Here is a 21346-nt window from a genome sequence, read left to right as displayed (position 1 = left end):
AAACTTACTTCAGGTGACGAGCGGTAATGCTGCAAATCAAATCAGTCTGATCTGTGAGATTTGACCGATGGTACCAGCAAGGCTTGTCCTTCGACTTGGACAGATGCCAATGCATTGACTGCACTGTTGAGCAGTACCACTGCAGGTAGTGGTTTAAGTTTAGGCGATATTCCCGCCAATGCAAAATACATCTTTACGGTTAAAAATTTAAAAGTCACCGACACAGATACTACAAGTGTGGGTTTTGTAGAAAATACAGCCATTATTGAAACCACCAAGATGCAGGATCTCATTCCTGGAAATAATACATCTACCTTAAAAACATTGATTGCGGCCAAAAGTGATTTATCCAACAACATCAGTAATGCCCCTGCAGCAGATGCCGCTGCCACCGGTACTGGTATATTTATTATTGCAAAAGAAGGTAGAACAGGTTCTACACCACTTTGGACCCAAAAAGCTGACAGTAACAGCAAAGTTTATTTTCCGCTCAATATTCAGAATTACGGCGGTTTGGCACAGGATTATCAGCTGTATGCATCCAGTAGCAAAATTGAACCAACCTTAGGGACGGGTGAATATTCAAGCTTAGTTAAAAATAGTGTTACGCCTTTTACTGCTGGTTTAAAAATTGAATTTTATAAAGCGGATCTTGCGCAGTGTAAAACGGGTGTAAGTAGTCAGCAGATTACTCAACTAAATATTTCAGCCAATAGCACCGCACAACTCTGCGCAGTTGTGACCATTTACTCTTCTGTGACAGCGACTACCCCTATCTGGTTTGCGATTGAATCAATTCAGTCTGGCTTGGCTGACATTATCCTGAATGCAGTCATTCCACAACCAAAAAAACGCTTATTGGAATTAACCAATGATCAAAGTGCGCAGGTGGGAATTGGTGGAACTTATGTATTTTTACACCGTTTGACCAATTATGGGGTAGCAAATGAAAGCAAAGTAAAGGTCAGCCTTAACCCAATCAATCGTGCCGATGGCTTTTTATATACCTTGTTTTTGGATCAAAATGGCAACGACACGCTAGATGCCAGTGATACTTTGCTATCCGGCACAGAAACTGAATTAAACAATATCATTGAACCGAATAAATCGGTCACTTTATTGATTAAAGTTGAAGCCCCATCAACGGCCAACAATGGTATGAGTAGTCAAGTTAAGCTGATTGCCAAGCCAGATAATGTCGGGAAAGACATGACATTAGTTGATTTAAGTAATACGGACTTGATTACGGTCAGTCCGAATCAGTTAAAAATTATGAAATCGCAATTCAAAGTTGAAAATTGCAGTATGGCAAATGCCGCGGCAGTGATCAATGCAACGTATACCGTACAAAATGAAAACCTGAAACCGAATCAATGTCTGATTTACCGGATTATGGTGAAAAATACTGGCAGTACGGCATTAAGCAATGTAGTGATTAACGATATGTATCCCGCTTATACCCAGCAATGGGCACTTTCAGGTATATTGCCAATTGTAGGAAGTAATGGTCAAAACATTACCGATAGTAGCAACAATACAATTGAAGATGATGGCACAGCTAAAATTAAGACGATCTTAAAAGAGCTGTTATCACAACAGGAAAAGTCTCTGTATTTTGGCATCAAAATGCAATGAGAGGTTTAACATGATAATGATTGTCTAATTTATGATGTTCCTATCATGGTTGTGCCCTGTACTAACGTGATAGCTATCTAAACCATTTTCATTCTGTAATTTCCAGTTGCCTGCAAAGGTATAAGCTGATTTACCTTGCAAGACTTCAAGCTCACCCGTTGGTGACTGCTCAACCATTAAATCAAGAAAGATCTTGGCATCACCTAAGAAATCTTCTAAAGAATCTGTCGCCTCACTGTCTAAGCTGATAAATACGAAACCGCGATAATTAGAAATGCGACCTTGTTTGAGACCACGTGTGATTTTATCGAAGTGTTCGCAATATTCACCTGGTGGACTGCCACCACTCTCCTAGACAAATTTAGTCCATCCTGTGAACACAGCCGCGCTTGGACATCCCGACAATTCGGGATATCCTGAAGTACAAGAAATCATTGCTATCCTAAAAAATCTATATTGTAGATAAAGCAGCAGGTATTCTTTTCAGTAGATAAATATTTTTAAAGCAATATTTGATTTGGATACAGAGTTTGTTGCTTTGGATGTATATATCAGTCGAATGATGAATCGATGACATTATTTCGGCTAAATTTAAAAATGGCATAACACCTGAGCAAAGTAGCGTACCAAGCGGCTATGAAGGAGAATATAAATGCAACTTAAAAATCCAGACTTGCTGAAACAACAAGTATTTATTGATGGTCTTTGGATGGATGCAGCAGATGGCAAAAAATTTGCAGTGACCAACCCGGCAACAGGCGAAACCATTGCACAGGTACCCAGTGTTTCAACCACACAAGTGGAGCAAGCTGTACTGGCTGCCGAGACTGCATTATATTTCTGGAAAAATATGACCGCAAAAGAGCGTTCAATATTACTCCGTCAATGGTTTGATCTGATCGTGGCCAATCAAGAGGATCTTGCAGTTATTCTAAGTACCGAACAAGGTAAGCCACTAACAGAAAGTCGCGGTGAAATTCTATATGGTGCCAGTTTTATTGAATGGTTTGCCGAAGAAGCAAAACGCACTTATGGTGATGTCATTCCACATGATAAACAGGGTCGCCGTTTGGTGGTGATCAAACAGCCGGTAGGTGTGGTTGCAGCGATTACACCGTGGAACTTCCCGAATGCCATGATTACCCGCAAAGTCGGTCCGGCACTTGCGGCAGGTTGTACGGTGGTGATCAAGCCGGCTTCAGAAACGCCTTTGTCTGCGCTTGCCTTGATAGTGCTTGCAGAACAAGCCGGTATTCCCAAAGGTGTGATAAATGTAGTGACAGGCAGTTCACGTGAAATTGGAGGTGTTCTGAGCACACATCCTGTCGTGAAAAAACTATCCTTCACCGGTTCCACTCAAGTGGGCAAGTTGTTAATGCAACAATGCTCTTCTACCATGAAAAAAATCAGCATGGAATTGGGTGGTAATGCACCGTTGATCGTGTTTGAAGATGCAGACTTGGAGAGAGCGGTCAAAGGTGCCATGGCATCGAAATTCCGTAACAGTGGTCAGACCTGCGTATGTAGTAACCGTATTTTGGTACATGCCAATATTTATGATCGGTTCATGGAAAAACTAACTACTGCCGTTAAAGAATTAAAAGTTGCACCCGCTTTTGAAGAAGGCGCGGAACAAGGTCCCCTGATTAATGAAAAAGCCGTTGAGAAGATTGAAGAGCATATTGCCGATGCTGTCGCTAAAGGTGCAAAAGTCTTGGTGGGTGGTAAACCGCATGCACTAGGTCAAACCTTTTTTGAGCCGACGGTGTTGTCAGATGTCACACCAGACATGCTTGTGGCTAAGGAGGAAACTTTCGCACCGCTGGCACCGGTTTTCAAATTCAGTACCGATGAAGAAGCCATTCAGATGGCGAACGATACTGAATTTGGTCTGGCATCCTATATTTATACCGAAAGCTTAAGCCGTGCCTGGAAAGTCGGTGAAGCACTAGAATATGGCATGGTGGGTATTAACGAAGGCCTGATTTCTACAGAAGTGGCACCTTTTGGGGGAGTCAAAGAATCTGGTACAGGTCGTGAAGGTTCCAAATACGGTATTGAAGATTATCTGGACATCAAATATATGTGTATGGGTATTTAAACTGGAACCATGGAAAATAAGGATCAAGTGATCCTTATTTTTTAACCGAGCATTTGGCGATAAGAATATAAAACAGTTTCCCGCTGATTAGTTGAAATAAATTTATTGAAATAAAGGAATATAACGGAGGATAGGACCACTATCTGATTTGTGATAAAAACCTGCAAAACTGAACAGCAGTATGCTGAAAGTGTTATTAAAAAAGTTAAAAATATCTCTATAACTTTGATTTTAGTTATAAAAAATTATCATTATTGATCTAAAAATAGCGGTTATAAGTCATGAAATATTATTTTTATTCATCTTTTTATATAAATACTAAAGAACTGATATTCAGCGAGCTTCTATTTTTCATGATTTTATAAAATATTCAATAATATTTTTATTGACGTGCTGTGTATAAATGTTGAGCAGGGTTGCCTATTTAATTTTCAAGTTTTATATTAAAAATACAGTAGGTCGAGAGACGCTACAAAGTGGTTGGACGGATCAATGACAGCTTGTTGAGTTTACAACCTTCGGGTTTAAACAAAAAATCAGCACTAGCCTTCCAACATAAAAGCCCGCAGCAATGCGGGCTTTCTTATTTTGTATACCTAAAAAATGCTTTGCCGAGGACACACTACTACAGAATTTATTTTAGATGCTTGAGATTGATCGAGACGGATTATTATAAAAGTTAAGGGTGTTCTAAATAACATATTTAAGAGAGATATCATCTATGCGTTTATAAAAAATTACATTGCCAAAAAATCTAACATCTCTAAATTATGGATAAATAAAATATATGTTATAAAAAGTTTAGTTAAATAAAGGGAGCAGAATGATATGACTCAGCTGATCGAGGTGAAGGTTAAAGACCAATTTAGCAAGATCCATGCAGTTCAAGCATTATTAAGAGCAATTCCGGAAAATTCGGCCTTGCATAAACTTTCCTTATTTCAAAAAATTGAACATATCGTTGTGAATGGTGAAATTATTCGCCCGAGTATTGAATTGCTTTTTGAAAGTCGTATATCTGCGAGTATTTATCGTATAATTGAATAATGAAAATATTATAAGAGCTTAGTCTGAATAATGGATGAAAAATAAAAACTCACTGTTTAAGGTGAGTTTTTATAATGCTGTAAAAAAGATGAATAAATACTTGTTAAAAGATCAAAATTATTAAAATTTCACCGAATTGAATTAAAAATAAAGGTTTAAATTAGCCTGATATCGACATCATATTTATTAAATTCTTGCATCATGTTTTCAATGACTTTCATTCCTATGGCATCCTCACAACTGAATATTGCATCCTTGCCTTGTGTACTGTCATAACAAATGATTTGCTGGATTAACCAACGATTTTCAGTTTCTGTCTGATCAATAATGACCCAAAGGGGTTGTAAGTTTTCACTGACCTGACGGGGCAGTACACTGGTAATAGCAAGTTGAGTATGCGTCAGATCTTCTTTAGGACTTAAAAATGTCAGCACCCAGTTACCTACTTTTTTTAAGTACATAGGATTATCTGCGGGATGGAATTCTAAATAATGTAAGGCTGTCATTATGCATTGCCCTGAAATATTTAATATATGAGGGTTTTCATAAATATTTGCCATGCAGCTAAGGTCGTATTTAAAATAAAGTCATGAGTTATTGTTTAATCTGACTACGGTGCAATTAATCTCATAGTATTGTTTTATAAATATAAAAATAGGTATCTTTTAAAGAGCTAAGACCCTAAATAAATAATGCAACACAAAAAAGCTCTTAAACGTGATCAGCTCGGAAGTTGCTGTAAAGAACAGTTGACCTGATTTAGGCACCAGTTGAGTTCCTGAGGTGCTATGCGACTTTCCTGTAATGTGGTAATCCATTGCATCTGACACTGTTTTAAACTGCGTAAATCTGTGCTCTGACTAATGCGGGCGATCAGCTGTTTTGCCATTAAACCGCAGTATTGTTGTAGCAGTTGTACCATTAGCTGTTTGACCTGTTCAAAGTCCAGTATTTCTGCATCAAGCTGCATTTTATTGTCATGAGATGGATGCTGTGCCCTAGAGTCTGGAGTTGATGGTTGGGAAATGTTAAGCGTGGTGATTGCTTCGGCAGAATGTTGTTTAAGTTGAGTGTCTTGCAAAGGCAAACTGGTTTCAATCTCGGTATGCAGTACAGTCGGGGGCAGTGTTGCTGGAGGGGGTGGACTTGCCGGACGGCTGATCAGTCCCATTTCGAGCAGCTGTTCGAGTAATTCAGCAGGTGCGATACGGCGCTTGAATTGTTCAGAAAGCAGATCAAAATCATCCGTACCAATCAGCAATAACAGTCTACGTTGACGGGCATTCAAATTGAGTGAACGTTGTTTTAAAATTTCAATGCCTAAATCAGTTTTATGATATTGACGCATGCCTTAATTTTTCCCCGCTAAATTAAGGCCGATTGTAGCTATGAATAATGACAATATTATTTAAATAATATTACAAATCATAATATTACAGCGTAACAATACTGACTTTCTCAAGAGCCTTACGCAAATAAGGGTCCAGATCTTCCTGACGCAGCAGCCACTGCATATAATCGGCAGGTAAATCCGCTATTGCTGTACCGCGATGTTTGCCGAAATTAATAGTGCGAGGAATACGCGCATCTTCCGATGCCAAATAAAGTTCTTCAATGCTTTGAATGTTTAAATGATGGATTTCATGCATCAAGATATTGGCAGTTAAAATAATATCCATATCGGCACGATGCGCTTTTTTAATCATTTCACGGGCTTTTTCACTGCCTTTGCTGATCATATAGATAAGCGCAGAAATATTATGCGCTTCCGCATCTGGCCAGACTAAACGGGCAAGGGCAAGGGTACAAATGGCTTTGATNNTAATAATATCCATATCAGCACGATGCGCTTTACGGATCATTTCACGGGCACGGTCGCTGCCACGAGTGATCATATAAATCAGGGCAGAGATATTGTGGGCCTCAGCATCTGACCATACGCGACGAGCCAAAGCGAGCGTACAAATCGCTTTAATATTAGATGAATTTACACCGCATTTTTCTAAGGCACGAATATCATAATCAATATTGTGGCCAATAATATAAGTGGTTTCCTCTGGAAGAGTAAAAGTCGTGTAGTGAGGCTGACCGACCAGCTCGGATTCTAAAATATGATGCACTGCCATGGCGGCAAAAGAGATGGGTTCATCCACACTGTAAAGCTGGTCGAAAATTTCACTCTTGTCTAAGGAGAGTTTACTGTCATGGATTTGGATCGGTGCATAAGCAATCTCAATCGGCTGTCCATTTAACGTATGGGTTTCGGTATCGAGAATAATTGCTTGCATGACAGGTCCATAACCGTTGCGATCGTTTGGATAAATTTAACATTTTCAAATAAGCGGATACAAACTGTAAATACAGTCTTTTCCCCATTGCTGAGTATTTCTGTAGCGAGATGCTGTTTAAATGTGCGGCTTGAAAAGCATCTGTTGAAATTAAAGCTTTATCTAGATAAAAAGGGAGCCGATCTTCCTGATCAAGCTACATTTAAACCATTGTAAAAGTTCATCTTGATTTCAGCTTGATGGATTGAATTGATGAGTTCGGCAACTCTCAGTATAAGGATGGCTCGAGAAGAGTCATTTCTGTTAATCAGTCATGGGGGCGGCATAGTGACATAATGCTTTGTTCGCTGTTGGATCTATTTTTAACGTCATATAGCCTAAGCCATCGAAAAACAAGAATAAGAACAATAAGGACATACATCGTTTTAAGATTTTATAGTGTTAGATAACTGCACGTTAATAAAATTAAATTTTTTAAAATCAATTACTTAAATTAATAAAACTATCTCATCCATTTTTATAGTGTTTCTTTCATGTTAAGGAGTATTGTTCAAATACCGAATAAGAGTAATAGTTTGTAATTCATGATTATTTAAATCATCAAAACAAAAAGATATATAAGGAAGTGTAAACATGAATAAAACATTTGCTACGGTGTTGATCGGTGGTTCTGTCCTTTTTTTAACCGCCTGTGGAAACAAGGATGATAATGATGACGTGGTTATCTCTCCTCAGCCGACCATTCCGGTAAATAATATACAAAATCCGGTAGTGCGAGTGGAGGCGTATACGGACCCGAATACTGAAGATGCATACCCCGATCTGAACGCAGACCGGCAGTTGCTGACTTATAAAATGTTAGGTGTCGATGGAAAGGAAGTCCAGGCAACCTCTTTGCTTTTCACTCCAACCGGCGCCGTACCGGCAAATGGATGGAAAATTGTAGTCTGGGCACATGGAACGGTGGGTGTGGCTGATAAATGTGCGCCAAGTCGTCAAGGCTTAGGAAGCAGCACAGTGTTAATCCAGAAATTGATTGATGCAGGCTATGTGGTGGTTGCTCCCGATTATGAAGGTTTGGGAGCGGAAGGCAATCATCCCTTCCTGAATCTTAAAAGTGAAGCTTTTTCAATTACCGATGCTGTAGTTGCGGCACGTAACTATTTAACCAGTCAAGGCAAAAATATTTCCACAGACTGGATGACTGTTGGACACTCTCAAGGCGGGCATGCAGCCTTAGGTGCTGCACAATATGCAGCCCGAGCAAATCTAAACTACAAAGGAACCATTGCTGTGGCACCGGCTTCTAATCTGGAGACAATCTTAATGGCTGGAGAAAATTCAGTCAAAGGACTGCCGGGAAATGTACAAACCCCTGTATATGCCAAGTTAGATATGTTTACAGCTTTAATTGTTGCAGGCATGCAAGGGCATAATATATTTGTCAATTATAATCAGGTATTTAAACCGCAATCCGCCGCGATTGCTCCAATTGCAGAAGTAGAATGCGCTACAGATGTTGCAAATGCCTTTGGCGCCGCGATGGGACAATATGCAGCAACGCATAATAATTCTTTGCAAGATTATGGCCGTACTCAAGATAACTTTATGACCCTGCCGATAATTAACAATTTCTTGGTCAATGATGCACAGCCGGGCAATGTCAAACTGGATCAGCGGGTCATTATTTATCAAGGTTCAAATGACACCACAGTACCTGAAGGGGCGACTTTATTATTAAAGGCAATGCTGGAATCTAAAGGCACGACATTTGAATATATTGACGATAAATTCATTACAAATGTGGCGGATCGCTGGGATCACGGCACGGTGGTCACTGAAAATGTCGATAATATTGTGAAGGATGTAAAATCTCTAATGCCAATTCAATAACTTGATTTGACTCGCACTGCTCATGTTTTTTTAAACATGAGCAGTTTTTATTTAAAACTGAGTAAAGTTCATTCTCAATATTTATAAACTTCATGCTACAATACGCGCCAATCTTAGCACGGCTTAAAAGCCCTAATTTAATAGGACCTCGCTAATGTTTGCCAATATCTCTATTGCTGAATTTGATCCAGAAATCGCTCAAGCAATCGCTAACGAAGATGCCCGCCAGGAAGCGCACATCGAGTTAATTGCTTCTGAAAACTATTGCTCGCCAGCAGTAATGGAAGCACAAGGATCAAAACTCACTAACAAATATGCAGAAGGCTACCCAGGCAAACGCTATTATGGCGGTTGTGAATATGTAGACGTTATTGAACAATTGGCAATTGACCGTGCTAAAGAACTTTTTGGTGCTGATTACGCTAACGTTCAACCGCATGCTGGTTCTCAAGCAAACTCTGCAGTTTACCTAGCACTTCTTAACCCAGGCGACACAGTTTTGGGCATGAGCCTGGCTCATGGCGGTCACTTGACTCACGGTGCAAAAGTAAGCTTCTCTGGTAAAACTTATAACGCAATTCAATACGGTTTAAATCCGGAAACTGGTGAAATCGATTACGAAGAAGTTGAACGTTTAGCAATCGAGCACAAGCCACGCATGATCGTTGCTGGTTTCTCTGCATATAGCCAAGTGGTAGATTGGCAACGTTTCCGTGACATCGCGGACAAAGTTGGCGCTTACCTGTTTGTAGATATGGCTCACGTTGCTGGTCTGGTTGCTGCTGGTGTTTACCCAAGCCCAGTGCAAATTGCTGACGTAACCACAACAACGACTCATAAAACACTTCGTGGCCCACGTTCAGGTTTAATCCTTGCCAAAGCAAACGAAGAAATCGAGAAAAAATTACAATCAGCTGTGTTCCCGGGTAACCAGGGTGGTCCTCTAGTTCACGCGATTGCGGCGAAAGCAATCTGCTTTAAAGAAGCAATGGCGCCTGAATACAAAACTTACCAACAACAAGTGGTTAAAAATGCTCAAGCAATGGCTGAAGTATTAATCGCACGTGGTTATGACGTGGTATCTGGCGGCACTAAAAACCACCTGTTCTTGTTATCTTTAATCAAACAAGACATTACTGGTAAAGACGCTGATGCCTGGTTAGGTGCTGCTCACATCACTGTGAACAAAAACTCTGTACCTAACGATCCACGTTCTCCATTTGTGACTTCTGGTATCCGTATCGGTACACCAGCGGTAACAACTCGTGGTTTCGGCGAAGCTGAAGTACGTGACCTTGCAGGCTGGATCGCTGACATCCTAGATGCTAAAGGTGACGAGGCTGTGATCGCTGCTGTTAAAGAAAAAGTTGCTGCTGTTTGCGCTAAATTCCCGGTTTATGCAAGATAAGTTTCTAACTTAAAAAAAAGCCTCCTGATATGGAGGCTTTTTTTTTATTTTTTTATGACACCAGTACTGGAATGTTTTGCTGCATCGCTTTTGGATAAGACAGCTTGTCTGGCTGGTAATATTGAGCCCAAATTTGTGACTCTGCTGGGCGGTTTCGTTCGCTGTCTTGGATACCTTGAAAAAATGCACCCATTGCATGATAAATCTCAGGTAGGTTTTTGCTTGTGATGGCATCACTACTGAGAAAATAGGGCTGCAAAATAGAAAAACCGCGATAGTCAAATACCTGGAAAAAGGGAATGACTAAATGAATATTCATATGTTGTTCGCCATAATTACGCACATGCAGGGAAATGGCGTCGGTTCGCACATGAGGCAGACAGGCATACATCTCATATCCCAGCACATTATAGGGATATTGTTCAGCATTTATATCTAGTTGTCTTAAGGGTGCGTCTGATCCATCTATATGGCTAAAGAAGGTATTACCCGGTGGATAACTGGTCGGTGTCAGGCTTTGCTCGCAAGAGGTGCGGGGAATTACCCCATGAATATGCAACAATAAAAAATGGGTCAACTGACCTGCTTGATATAAAGCTTCATAAAATGGTGATTGCTGTAAATTGCTATTGGCCTTTTGCGTATCTTCAGCCAAATAAATAAGATTTCTGGTGGCTTTGATGGTTTCCAGGGCATTCAACACATATTGTTTGCTGGATTCGGATATAACCGGTTCAAAAAGAAACTGGCAAATATGCTGGGTCACAAAAAAGATAGAAGCATTAATTTGGGCGATCCGGCAGGTGGTTAAAGCATCCGGAATTTGCTGCCCCAGCATCTGGCTGACTTGTTCCGGGCGGAACCAGCGTAGTGAAGTTCCGGCCTGTGCAGCAATGACTTGTCCAACATAAGCGGCCAGAAACAGAATAAAGAAATAGTTTGCATCATCTTCTAAAAAATTATCAATGGAAACCAGATAGTTCTGGCGAATTTCACGCATGAGGTCATCTAAACGATCCAGACTTGCCATGCTATGGTCAAGATCGGAAATCTGCACCAGATCTTGAAAAGCAGAACCACAAAATAGCGGATAAGCTTTGAAATACATGGTATGTAAATCGTGCATTTGTTCGGTAAATTTTCCGCGTTCATCTGCGAATATAATCTGATAATTCAGAATAATTGCTTCAATTTCCTGGCTGATGCTAAGTGGTAAATCATCTTCACAAAAATGTTTTGCCACATAATGCAGCGGTAAAATAATTTGATTATTGCAATTGAGTGCATAGCTATGTACAAAGTTATTGGGACGATCGCGGAATTTGATAAAGTGAGCTTGTAGCTGTTCAAAACTTTGCCATTTTTCATCAAAGCCCAATTTTTGGCTAATAAACTCTCCTATATAGCTGGAGATCAGATAAACAGTATTTAATTTTTGAGGATCTTCTACAAAATTTGCAGCTTGAGTCCCTATTTGTTTTTTAAATGCAGCAAATAGCTGATCAAGTCGCTCAAAGCTGGCAAAAGTACCATCAAAATTAACGGTTTTAAGTGCGGAAGCAATATAAAATTCATGTTGATGTTCTGGCATTTGAAAACGGCTGCGAATTTGCTGCATAAAATTGCGAGAATCAGGTTCAGCTGTCGAGTGTAGTGCGGTAAAGAGCATCGTATTATTCTTGTAAAGTAATTATTTATATACATATGTATACTTGAAATTAATTTTAAATCAACCGTATAGACAGCCTTATTATTGCTGACTGAAAAAAAAAGTTTAAAAAAAGAGGATGTTGAATATGCAAAGACCGATAATTATTATTTCACAAAAAGATCTTGAGCGTTTAGAAACGATGCTGGAGCATCAGTCGAAACTTACTCCAACCATGCAACATCTGGAAGATGAACTGGCACGTGCCGAAGTCGTTGCACCCCAAGATATACCTTCTAATGTCGTGACCATGAATGCACGGGTACAGATTACTATTGCACCTTCGAATGAACCGACCATTATTACCCTGGTTTATCCGCATGAATTTATGGGTGAGAAAGGACAGGTCAATGTACTTGCTCCAGTCGGTGCAGCTATTTTAGGACTGGCTGAAGGTCAGGAAATTGAATGGCCGCAGCCAGATGGTCATTTAATGAAGGTAAAAATTGAAAAGGTGATGTACCAGCCAGAAAGAGAAGGTCATTATTTATAATCGATTAAAATAAAAAGCCCCAAATTCAGGGGCATTTTTAATAGCTCATCACAGCAATTAATGCTTACTGATTTTATCCAGATAGCCCATCATAAATGCTGAAACCACAAAGATCAGGGCATGATGATGTACCATATGAGCTTGCTCAACATACGGAAATTTTTAGGGCGATTAAATGAGTTTAAAAAATTGAGGGCAATAAAAAAGGCAAAGTAAAAACTTTGCCTTTTACGATCGTACCGATCTTAGTGGTGATGACCACCAGCGCCGTGTACGTGACCGTGTTCTAATTCTTCAGCAGAAGCTTCACGAATTTCAACGATTTCAACTTCGAAAGTTAAATCTTGACCAGCAAGTGGGAAGTTAGCATCGACAACAACGTTGTCGCCTTCAACCGCTTTAACTGTCACGATTTGAACGCCATCATCAGTTTGAGCCTGGAATTGCATACCAGGTTGAATGTTGTCCACACCTTGGAACATTTGAGCTGGAACTTCTTGTACTAGGTCAGGGTTGTATTCACCATAACCTTCAGCAGCAGGAACGTTTACAGTGAATTTTTCACCAACAGTTTTGCCTACCAAAGCGTTTTCTAAACCAGGGATGATGTTACCCGCACCGTGCAAATATGCAAGTGGCTCACCTTGTGATTGGTCGAGAGTTTCGCCCTCTGCGTTAGTCAACGTGTAGTGGAAAGAAACCACGAGGTCATTTGCAATAGCAGTCATGTTATTGATCCATTCAATTTTTTAAGGATACATCATAAAGTGAAAAGCGGGTTTTGTAGACTAGATTTAGCAAAAATCTGCATTTTTCCCACTCATTTATGGCGTTTTGTTAATATTGGGGACGATTTTAGAAATTTCAATGCAATTTTATCTTTGGTCCCGTTTTTCTTGTGACAAAATCTTTAGCTGTCAAAAGTCCTGCATGGGTATAACCATGAATCGCTGCCTGATGCAGGCGATATAACGAGATATACATGGTTTTTGCCAGTAAACCTTGGACATTCACTTGGCCGAGTAATTCTCCCACTGCTTTATTGTGGCTTAATGACACCAGTGAACCCTTGTCGGAAAATTTGAACATCGGTTGTGGCTTGCCTTGAATGCGAGCTTTCATTGCTTCAAGCAGGAAACTGGCTTGCTGGCTGGCGACTTGAGCACGTGGACCCAGTACCGGCTCATCTGCAGCAGGCTGGCAATGGGCACAATCACCAAATGCAAAGACATTCGGATCAGATAAAGTTTGCAGCGTTGCATACACTCTAAGGCGGTGAATATTGTCCTTCTGAAAGTCCGTCAACTTTTCTAGCACAGCTGGAGCTTTAATTCCTGCGGCCCAGACTTTCAGCTCTGCATCGATAGCGCTGCCATCGGCAAAATAGACTTTGTCCTGATCGACTTTAGCCACCCGATGTTTGGTTAACACCTTAATTCCAAATTGCTCAAGTTGATGGCGGGTATGCTTGGCAACCGTTTCAGAAAGTGCAGGTAATATCCGGTCGGCAGCTTCAATCACGGTAATATTGACATTTTTCGGGTCAATTTTATTTAGCCCGTATTTAAAGAAGGTTTGTTTGGCCTGATACAGTTCGGCAGCAAGTTCTATACCGGTTGCACCTGCACCAATAATGGCAATATTTAATGCCCGTGTTGTCTCTTGATTTTGGGCTTCAAGGTATAAGTGTAGTAAATCTTGATGAAAGATATCAGCCTGTTTACGACTGTCCAAAAAATGGCAGTGCTGTTTGACGCCTTCAGTATTAAAGTCGTTCGAGGTTGAACCCACGGCAATAATCAGGGTGTCATAATCCAGCTGAATCTTCTTTTGCCCTGAATCTGGTTCAGTCTGAGCGGGTTTGGATAACTGCGCTGTTTCAAGAATAATGTGTTTGGCAGCTGGGTCGACCTGCGTCAAACTGCCTAAAACAAACTCATAATGATGTTTGGCGGCATGCGCAAAATAATTGGTTTCTTCGGCATGTGGATTGAGGCTGCCGGCAGCAATTTCATGTAAAAGCGGTTTCCAGATATGGGTCAGTTTCTGATCCACAAGCGTGATTTTTGCTTTATGATTTTTACCTAAACTATTACCCAACTGGGTCGCAAGTTCTAAACCACCAGCACCGCCACCCACAATAACAATTTTATGTAGATTACTCATTTTGGGACCTATTTATTATTTTCAAGACGAAAAAAAAAGATGGCCTTAATATGCCATCTTCAATTCATTGCTTTTGTTCAGATTGTTGTACAGCTTACATAACGTAAAGAAATTTCACGTAATTAGCCTAGAGGATAAGTTTTGACTTCAATCTCTTCACTTGAGAAAAAACTGAAAAGCTGTTTAAACCATATCGCAATTTTCTGGAAGAAATTGGCTTCTTCAATTTGCACATCATCTTCAATGGCAATGGTGCGAATCAGCTGATTATTTTGATAAACATGCACGGTTGCCAGTTGCATAACCTGAGCGACAGGAGCAGTCAGGAGCTTTTCTTTAATTTCGACATTTAAGTGAGTTTTGGTTTCTTGTAAAGGTTCTATGGTTTGAATTGTTCCATTGCCCGTATTCAACATAATTCGCTGATTGACCGTATCATAGGTTTTTAGGTCAATGGCATAAGGTTGATCGTATAAAGATGTGGTCACAATTTGCGGTTTACTGGTTTCCAGTTTAAACATTTTTAACGTGGATTTAATGACCGGTAATTCAGCAATCAGCTGTTTGTCTTTAATGGCTACTTCATTACGAGTATAGGTATACGCCATATTTAGCAGGGTATGGGCAATTTCAGCACGTTTTAAAGCATTTTGGGTTCCCATCACCACCACAATCAGGCGACGTTCAGGCAGTTCAGGATTAGCGGTAGGGCGGTGTGCAGTCAATGCCAGGTTATATCCCGCAGCTTTGGTAAAGCCGGTTTTTAAACCATCTACACTTGGGTCAAATTTAAGCGCCAAGTTGGTTGCACGATGAAAACGCTGGTTATAACTGAAACTTGGCATCACTGAATAATGCAGGTATTCAGGCGTTTCAGCTGTCAGTGCCTGACCCAGTAGCGCCATGTCATGAGCAGATGAGTAATGATCTGGCATGGTCACGCCTGGTGCATTGGCAAAATGGGTATCATTCATCCCTAAAGCTTTTGCCTCTAAATTCATGCGTTCAATAAAAGCCGGCACAGTACCTGAAATGCGCTCAGCCAACGTCACCGCAGCATCATTGGCTGACATCACGATTAAACCCGCTAGAAGCTGATCTACAGTAATCTGTTCACCTTCTTTCAGATACATTTGTGACTCATCCCACTGCACCATTTTTACTACCGGTGTAGCTGTGATGATTTCATCCTTTTTCAAATGATCTGCTGCAATTTCTTTGAGTGCAATGTAGGCAACCATCATTTTGGTCATGGATGCCGGTGCGCGTTGCTCATGACTATTGTGTTCAGCAATGACTTGTCCAGACTGGGTATCTAGAATGGTCCATGCAGGAGCTTCAACACTTTCAGGTACAAGGTTCAGTAATGCAGCATTGCCTATCGTGGAGCACAATAAACTGAGTGATGCGAGGAGGTAGATGACAGCTTTCAATGATATTCCTTATTTGCCAATCCATTGACAGTAAAAATACAAAAAATATGAGGCATGCTATGCCTTTTTTTAGTGAATGGCTAGTCGGAATTGTAGACAATTAAGACAGTTCAGCATTGCTTGGTAAAAAAATGCTAAGCTAATCGTTAAGTTAACTTTTTTAAATTTTATATTGCCCATTATGTTGCATTATCAAATCGAATTTGACGATTATCGTCAGCATTTAATTCACGTGACAGTTCGCTTTTTAGCAGACCCGACACAAGTCCTTTCTTTACCGACCTGGATTCCAGGTAGCTATCTGATTCGTGAATTTTCAAAGCATATTGAGTCAGTTCGTGCTTATGATGAAGATGGACGCATTTTAAAAATCCAGAAATTTGAAAAGAATAAATGGCGCCTATTTAATACCGATCATGAGCTGATTACGGTGGAATATGATGTCTATGCTTATGATTTATCTGTACGTGGCGCCTATGTCGATCAAACCCGACTTTATGTGAATCCGGCCTGTGCGTGCTTGGGACTAGAAGGGCAGGAAGATAAAGCGGTTGAGGTTGAAGTGTTCCTTCCGGATGAGCTGAAGCATTTTCAATTGGCTACCGGCTTAGCTTCTAAAAGTCTGGTTAAAGGGCGTTATACCTTAAAAGCTGAAAACTATGCCCAGTTGATTGATTCACCATTTGAGCTGGCAGAGCAAACGCGCTTTAGCTTTGAAGCCAATGGAATTGCGCATGAATTTGTGGTGTCTGGCAAACATGCCATGAACGCCGTGCGTATGCAGCAAGATATTGAAAAAATCTGTAGTACCGAAATTTCAATGTTCGGTTCGGCACCATTTAGCGACTATACCTTTATGACCATGGCGACCGGTAATAGTTATGGCGGTTTGGAGCATCCGAACAGTACTAGTCTGATTACCCCGCGTGATGACTTGCCTAAAGCTGATGAACCTGCTGAACCCTCTGCGGATTATCAGCGTTTTCTGGGTTTATGTAGTCATGAATATTTCCATTCCTGGCTGGTCAAATTTATTCGTCCTGAAAATTTCGTCAATTATGATTTAAACAAAGAAGGCTACACTTCATTATTATGGATTTTTGAAGGTTTCACTTCTTATTATGACGACCTGATTTTGCTGCGTAGCGGTGTAATTTCTCAAGAATCCTATCTGAAATTATTAAAGACACAGATTGACCGCTATTTACAAAATCCGGGACGTGCGATTCAAAGTGTTGCGGATTCAAGTTTTGATGCCTGGGTGAAATTCTACCGCCAGGATGAAAACTCGAATAATGCCGGTACCAGCTACTACAACAAAGGTTGTTTAGTGGCGCTTTGCTTAGATTTAGGCTTGCGTTTACGCGGTTCAAGCCTGGATGCCTTAATGCGTAAATTGTATAAAAATGCGCAAAATGGTGTTCAAGTGCATGAGCGCACCATCTTTGAATTGTGTAATGAATTGACGGGTGATAACTGGCTTGAACAGATCAATCATTTGATCAATACCACAGATGAATTGCCGCTAGATCAGTTGCTTCCTGAGTTCGGTTTAAGTTTTAACGTTAAAAATGACAAGTCTTTGCCATTTGGTTTAAAGCTTGCCGATAAACCTGAAGGCGTGGTGATTCAACAAGCGCGTCGAGATGGAGCAGCTGTTCAGGCTGGCTTGTCTGCCAATGATGTGATTGTTGCAATTGATGGCTTGAAAGCGACCAGTAAACTGCTAGAAAAATATGCGAAGCAGGAAGGTAGTTATACCGTTCATGCTTTCCGCCGTGATGAATTGATGACTTTTGAAGTTCAGGCCGGTGGTTCTGAATTGAGTGAAGTCGAGCTGAAAGTTGAAGATCAGGCCAAAGCAGAGAAGTGGTTAAACGCTTAATTTGCAAGCTGTATAAAAACCATGTAAAACCGGTGCTTAGGCATCGGTTTTTTATGTTTAGTTCTTGGCAAATTTTTCGAAATTGAAGCTAAACCTTCGGTTCGAGTTAGTTTTGTTTCGTCAAAAGTAACCAAAACCATTGTCATCTGCTGAACTCGGCAAAGTAAATTACTAATTTAAGGGGTCGCAGAAACTTTAATGATCAAAGTCGTCCTGCCTCGAACAGCAGCAGATGACGTTTACGTGTATCAAAATTTTGTGAGAATTTTTAATAGATAATGAATAAGAAAAGTTTGAATTGGGGCGTCGGAATTACAGTAGTTTGGTTAGCTGTAATTGGCGTATTTTGGATTTTTGGAGGATTAACATCGTCATCATAGTTAAGTGAACAGGATGATTTTCTGGCAGGTTTGTCAGAAGGAAATGCGATTTAATTGACCCAATTGAGTTTGTTAAGTTCTATAAAAATGAACAACTATCATTAAATAGTTTCCTTTAAGCAGAGTGTTTTTTAGTCAATTCCCCCGATAGGTTGAATAACCATAAGGACTTAATAACAGCGGAATATGGTAATGTTCTAAGCTGCCATCAATTACAAATACTACAGGTACTTCCGGAAAGAAAGAACGCTGATTTTTTGCCTTAAACCAGTCGCCGGTTTTAAAGGTCACTTTATAAATGCCTTTCTGAAGATTGGTATCTTTGGGATATAAGTCCGTAATCCGGCCTTCACTATTGGTTTTCGCTTCATTAAGCTTGGTCCATTTATCACCTTGCTGTGCTTCCAAAACCACCGCTACATTTGACGCAGGTAAACCTGTATCCAGATTCAAGACATGAACACTTAAAGGATTTTGAGCAAAAATCACAGTCGAACAACTGGCGATTGAAATGGAAAGAATGGATATTTTCATCATGCTGACTTCAATTCAAACTTTAAATCGGTCTACCTTATATAAGACACCTGTATTTTTGCATTAGCTATAAAAAAAGGGCGCATGGAGCACCCTTTTGTAAAAGAATATAATTAACCGCGACCACGCCCCCGACCGCGCGGCGCTTTGCTATTCGGACGCGTTGTACCATTGGTCTTACGACGTGGTTTCTCGCTTTCATCCATTTGCCAGATACGTTTAGTCCCGGATTTTTTAACTGAGCCATCTTTATTCTTACGAACCATTGGCTTGCCGCCTGTACCGCCCGGTTTTTTCACATAAGAACGTGAACGGTAAGGCTCTTCCGCAGGTACATCTTTAAAGTCCGGGTATAACAACGGTTCGATTTCTTTGGTTTCACCCGGTTGTAAACCCAACTGAACAAGATCAATTGAACCAATTTTAGTACGAATCAAACGTAAAGTTGGAAAGCCTACAGCAGCAGTCATACGACGAACTTGACGGTTACGGCCCTCACAGATTGAAATTTCAACCCAAGAGGTAGGCACAGACGCGCGGAAACGAACAGGTGGATCACGATCCCATAACCATTCAGGCTGTTGAACCTTAATGGCTTTGCCTGGAAGAGTGATGCCATCTTTAAGTTCAACACCTTTACGAAGCTGTTCAAGCGCTTCTTCAGTTACATCACCTTCAACCTGTACCAGATAAGTTTTAAACTTCTTATTGGCCGGGTTAGTGATGTACTGGTTTAAACCGCCGTGATCGGTTAAAAATACTAAACCTTCAGAGTCCATATCAAGACGACCCGCTAAACGCAAGGTTGAGTCGTCTACGAAGTCAGACATCGTCATGTGTGCTTCGTCTTTACGGAATTGGGAGAGGACGTCATAAGGTTTATTTAGAATGACAATTTTCACTGTAACCTACTAAAATATATAAAAGAATTCTGTTGGGGTTTTTGAGTTACCCGTTTAAACCCATTTTGGGAGTTGTTTGGATAAAAGTTGGTAAATAAAAGCCCACTATGTGTGGGCTATCATATCAGATTCTGTTTTGTGTTCTTCAACTTTATTCTTTAGGTATGATGAATGCCCAAATACATCTTTTTCTGAAAGTCGAACTGACTGCATAATATCGCCAGAGTTTTCCAAAGAATAAAATTTATCCTTTCTTATGACTATAACTATATGAACTCTTTCGCTCGAATTCTGCAATCAATTTCCATCACAATCCCTCCAATCTTCTATCTGTTGTAATACCACTTTCTACATCTGCAATCGCCTTATTAAACATACCGATGGGCTGGGCGTGATCTGAAAATAAAGTCATTGTAATGATCTAAAAACACATAAATGCCGTTCGAATGTAAATAGAAGTGCATATACCCGAAATACTTCCCATCTAGAGCTTTTTTAACTCTTTCCAAGACCCTAAGTTTCTGCGCCAACTCATAAGCATTAAAATACTGTGCTATTCCTTCTTTCTTGATGCCAAAATTACATCAAAACAGGTTTAAACGGTTCATTATAAAACTAGCTTTAGGTAATTCGGCAAGCTCATCCCAACCAAATTTATTAATAAAATCAGCGGCTGTCATGAAACCTCTTCCAAAAGCTTTCACCACACCTCTCGGCAATCCGCTTAAATAAGTGCTAAAAAAGAGATAAAGCTTATTCAATTCCAGGTATTCAGAATTGATGATTACAATAAGTTTGAAGATATTATTTCCTATAATCCATCCTTATTTGCTCAAAATTAATTGACTGTTTAAATGTGATATAGCCTATCTTTGTTCAAGTGATCGCAGTGCAAGTTCAAGCACTCGATTAATTAGGTAGCTCGCGAAATGGGGAGCTTTTTTATATTTGAAATTTCTTCTAAAAGTATTGATTTTAAGTTCAGCTTATCTATAAATTCTTAAAAATTTAAAAATGATTGTTTTTTATGCAAGTTATTAATAAATATTAACTTAATTTGAACACCTTTAAACCTAACGCTCATATTTCTTATACTTATAATTTTATTGGATGATGGTATCTTTTTGTTATTCCAAGAACTTTAAAACAAAAATAATATTATGTGAGTTGAAAAGCCTACTTAATTTACAGCAAATTAAGTAGGCTTTTTATTGACTGATGAAAAGCTAAAGATATGTCTAGATGATACAAACTTAAATATAAGAAAAATCGTGAAATAGCTCTGGTCGACCAAGGACTGTATTAAATTAAGATATACATTTTATGTGGGATAAAGTTTACTTTTTGGTATATTCCATCATTGCAAGTTACTAATAAAAACGTAAATTTATAAGTCTACATATAAATAATACTAATGATATGCAAAATAAAAGATTAATGATTTTGATTGGAGTTTTAGTTGCAGGATCTCTT

At 39.8% G+C, this 21346-nt stretch carries 15 protein-coding genes and 3 pseudogenes; 7 read left to right on the top strand and 11 right to left on the bottom strand.

The genetic code is table 11. The features are described 5' to 3' along the window. Positions 1–60 precede the first annotated feature (60 nt). Positions 61–1635 (top strand): hypothetical protein, encoded by a 1575-nt coding sequence (locus B2Y23_RS12890; RefSeq protein WP_291371231.1) that lies wholly within the window; start codon positions 61–63, stop codon positions 1633–1635. 51 nt (positions 1636–1686) lie between these two features. On the opposite strand, the pseudogene B2Y23_RS12885 reads toward B2Y23_RS12890, so the two are convergent. Further along, a pseudogene (locus tag B2Y23_RS12885) lies at positions 1687–1968 on the bottom strand (anthranilate 1,2-dioxygenase large subunit); the annotation flags it as partial. A 319-nt stretch (positions 1969–2287) separates the two neighbouring features. Here B2Y23_RS12885 and B2Y23_RS12880 point away from each other — a divergent pair. Together B2Y23_RS12880 and B2Y23_RS12875 are read left to right on the top strand one after the other, a co-directional pair. Further along, positions 2288–3736, top strand: coding sequence for an NAD-dependent succinate-semialdehyde dehydrogenase (locus B2Y23_RS12880; protein WP_291371229.1), 1449 nt, complete (start codon positions 2288–2290; stop codon positions 3734–3736). Between the two features lie 828 nt (positions 3737–4564). After that, positions 4565–4783 carry a hypothetical protein gene (locus B2Y23_RS12875; protein WP_291356006.1) on the top strand — a complete coding sequence of 73 codons (219 nt, stop codon included), beginning with the start codon at positions 4565–4567 and terminating at the stop codon, positions 4781–4783. Positions 4784–4938: 155 nt separating this feature from the next. Here the strand turns inward: B2Y23_RS12875 and B2Y23_RS12870 are convergent, their stop codons facing one another. The 4 genes and pseudogenes from B2Y23_RS12870 to B2Y23_RS15520 form a co-directional block, all read right to left on the bottom strand. Next, positions 4939–5289: a hypothetical protein gene (locus B2Y23_RS12870; RefSeq protein WP_291371227.1), complete on the bottom strand. Its 351-nt coding sequence runs from the start codon at positions 5287–5289 to the stop codon at positions 4939–4941. Between the two features lie 215 nt (positions 5290–5504). Beyond that, positions 5505–6131: a hypothetical protein gene (locus B2Y23_RS12865; protein ID WP_291371225.1), complete on the bottom strand. Its 627-nt coding sequence runs from the start codon at positions 6129–6131 to the stop codon at positions 5505–5507. Positions 6132–6216: 85 nt separating this feature from the next. Beyond that, positions 6217–6528: pseudogene (locus tag B2Y23_RS15525) on the bottom strand (putative quorum-sensing-regulated virulence factor); the annotation flags it as partial. A 153-nt stretch (positions 6529–6681) separates the two neighbouring features. Then, positions 6682–7071 (bottom strand): annotated as a pseudogene (locus B2Y23_RS15520) (3'-5' exonuclease); the annotation flags it as partial. Between the two features lie 633 nt (positions 7072–7704). On the opposite strand from B2Y23_RS15520, the gene B2Y23_RS12850 reads away from it, so the two are divergent. Further along, a complete protein-coding gene (locus tag B2Y23_RS12850) occupies positions 7705–8964 on the top strand; it encodes an alpha/beta hydrolase family protein (RefSeq protein WP_291371223.1) in 1260 nt (419 codons plus the stop codon). A 154-nt stretch (positions 8965–9118) separates the two neighbouring features. Next, positions 9119–10372 carry a serine hydroxymethyltransferase gene (gene glyA / locus B2Y23_RS12845; RefSeq protein WP_291371221.1) on the top strand — a complete coding sequence of 418 codons (1254 nt, stop codon included), beginning with the start codon at positions 9119–9121 and terminating at the stop codon, positions 10370–10372. A gap of 52 nt (positions 10373–10424) precedes the next feature. Here glyA and B2Y23_RS12840 read toward each other — a convergent pair whose 3' ends face one another. Then, entirely contained in the window at positions 10425–12041 is a 1617-nt protein-coding gene (locus B2Y23_RS12840; protein ID WP_291371219.1) for a hypothetical protein, read from the bottom strand. Between the two features lie 127 nt (positions 12042–12168). Here B2Y23_RS12840 and rnk point away from each other — a divergent pair, with 127 nt between their 5' ends. Next, positions 12169–12573, top strand: a complete 405-nt coding sequence (rnk, locus tag B2Y23_RS12835) for a nucleoside diphosphate kinase regulator (protein WP_291371217.1) — start codon at positions 12169–12171, stop codon at positions 12571–12573. 245 nt (positions 12574–12818) lie between these two features. Here the strand turns inward: rnk and slyD are convergent, their stop codons facing one another. From slyD to B2Y23_RS12820, 3 genes are all read right to left on the bottom strand, one after another. Continuing rightward, a complete protein-coding gene (gene slyD, locus B2Y23_RS12830) occupies positions 12819–13301 on the bottom strand; it encodes a peptidylprolyl isomerase (RefSeq protein WP_291371216.1) in 483 nt (160 codons plus the stop codon). 136 nt (positions 13302–13437) lie between these two features. After that, positions 13438–14739 carry an NAD(P)/FAD-dependent oxidoreductase gene (locus B2Y23_RS12825; RefSeq protein ID WP_291371214.1) on the bottom strand — a complete coding sequence of 434 codons (1302 nt, stop codon included), beginning with the start codon at positions 14737–14739 and terminating at the stop codon, positions 13438–13440. A 122-nt stretch (positions 14740–14861) separates the two neighbouring features. After that, entirely contained in the window at positions 14862–16172 is a 1311-nt protein-coding gene (locus B2Y23_RS12820) for a D-alanyl-D-alanine carboxypeptidase PBP6B (protein WP_291355988.1), read from the bottom strand. Between the two features lie 181 nt (positions 16173–16353). Between B2Y23_RS12820 and B2Y23_RS12815 the strand changes: the two genes are divergently transcribed. Further along, the gene (locus tag B2Y23_RS12815; protein ID WP_291371212.1) at positions 16354–18057 is read left to right on the top strand and encodes a M61 family metallopeptidase; all 1704 of its coding nucleotides are present in this window, start codon (positions 16354–16356) and stop codon (positions 18055–18057) included. A 515-nt stretch (positions 18058–18572) separates the two neighbouring features. Here the strand turns inward: B2Y23_RS12815 and uraH are convergent. Next, on the bottom strand, positions 18573–18974 hold the full coding sequence (uraH, locus tag B2Y23_RS12810; RefSeq protein WP_409515228.1) for a hydroxyisourate hydrolase: 402 nt from the start codon (positions 18972–18974) through the stop codon (positions 18573–18575). A 110-nt stretch (positions 18975–19084) separates the two neighbouring features. After that, positions 19085–19873: a pseudouridine synthase gene (locus B2Y23_RS12805; RefSeq protein WP_291355984.1), complete on the bottom strand. Its 789-nt coding sequence runs from the start codon at positions 19871–19873 to the stop codon at positions 19085–19087. Positions 19874–21346 lie beyond the last annotated feature (1473 nt).

Origin of the sequence: Acinetobacter sp. UBA5934 (genome assembly GCF_002430855.1) — a bacterium.
GTDB lineage: Bacteria > Pseudomonadota > Gammaproteobacteria > Pseudomonadales > Moraxellaceae > Acinetobacter.
The sequence above is the reverse complement of the archived record's forward strand: the minus strand, read 5'-3'. Positions and strand labels throughout refer to the sequence as shown.

Excerpts from the sequence above, each read along its gene's own strand:
- B2Y23_RS12870 (WP_291371227.1), bottom strand. The coding sequence starts at position 5,289 with ATGACAGCCTTACATTATTTAGAATTCCATCCCGCAGATAATCCTATG.
- rnk (WP_291371217.1), top strand. The coding sequence starts at position 12,169 with ATGCAAAGACCGATAATTATTATTTCACAAAAAGATCTTGAGCGTTTA.
- glyA (WP_291371221.1), top strand. The coding sequence starts at position 9,119 with ATGTTTGCCAATATCTCTATTGCTGAATTTGATCCAGAAATCGCTCAA.
- B2Y23_RS12880 (WP_291371229.1), top strand. The coding sequence starts at position 2,288 with ATGCAACTTAAAAATCCAGACTTGCTGAAACAACAAGTATTTATTGAT.
- slyD (WP_291371216.1), bottom strand. The coding sequence starts at position 13,301 with ATGACTGCTATTGCAAATGACCTCGTGGTTTCTTTCCACTACACGTTG.
- B2Y23_RS12865 (WP_291371225.1), bottom strand. The coding sequence starts at position 6,131 with ATGCGTCAATATCATAAAACTGATTTAGGCATTGAAATTTTAAAACAA.
- B2Y23_RS12815 (WP_291371212.1), top strand. The coding sequence starts at position 16,354 with ATGTTGCATTATCAAATCGAATTTGACGATTATCGTCAGCATTTAATT.
- B2Y23_RS12875 (WP_291356006.1), top strand. The coding sequence starts at position 4,565 with ATGACTCAGCTGATCGAGGTGAAGGTTAAAGACCAATTTAGCAAGATC.
- B2Y23_RS12825 (WP_291371214.1), bottom strand. The coding sequence starts at position 14,739 with ATGAGTAATCTACATAAAATTGTTATTGTGGGTGGCGGTGCTGGTGGT.
- uraH (WP_409515228.1), bottom strand. The coding sequence starts at position 18,974 with ATGATGAAAATATCCATTCTTTCCATTTCAATCGCCAGTTGTTCGACT.
- B2Y23_RS12850 (WP_291371223.1), top strand. The coding sequence starts at position 7,705 with ATGAATAAAACATTTGCTACGGTGTTGATCGGTGGTTCTGTCCTTTTT.
- B2Y23_RS12840 (WP_291371219.1), bottom strand. The coding sequence starts at position 12,041 with ATGCTCTTTACCGCACTACACTCGACAGCTGAACCTGATTCTCGCAAT.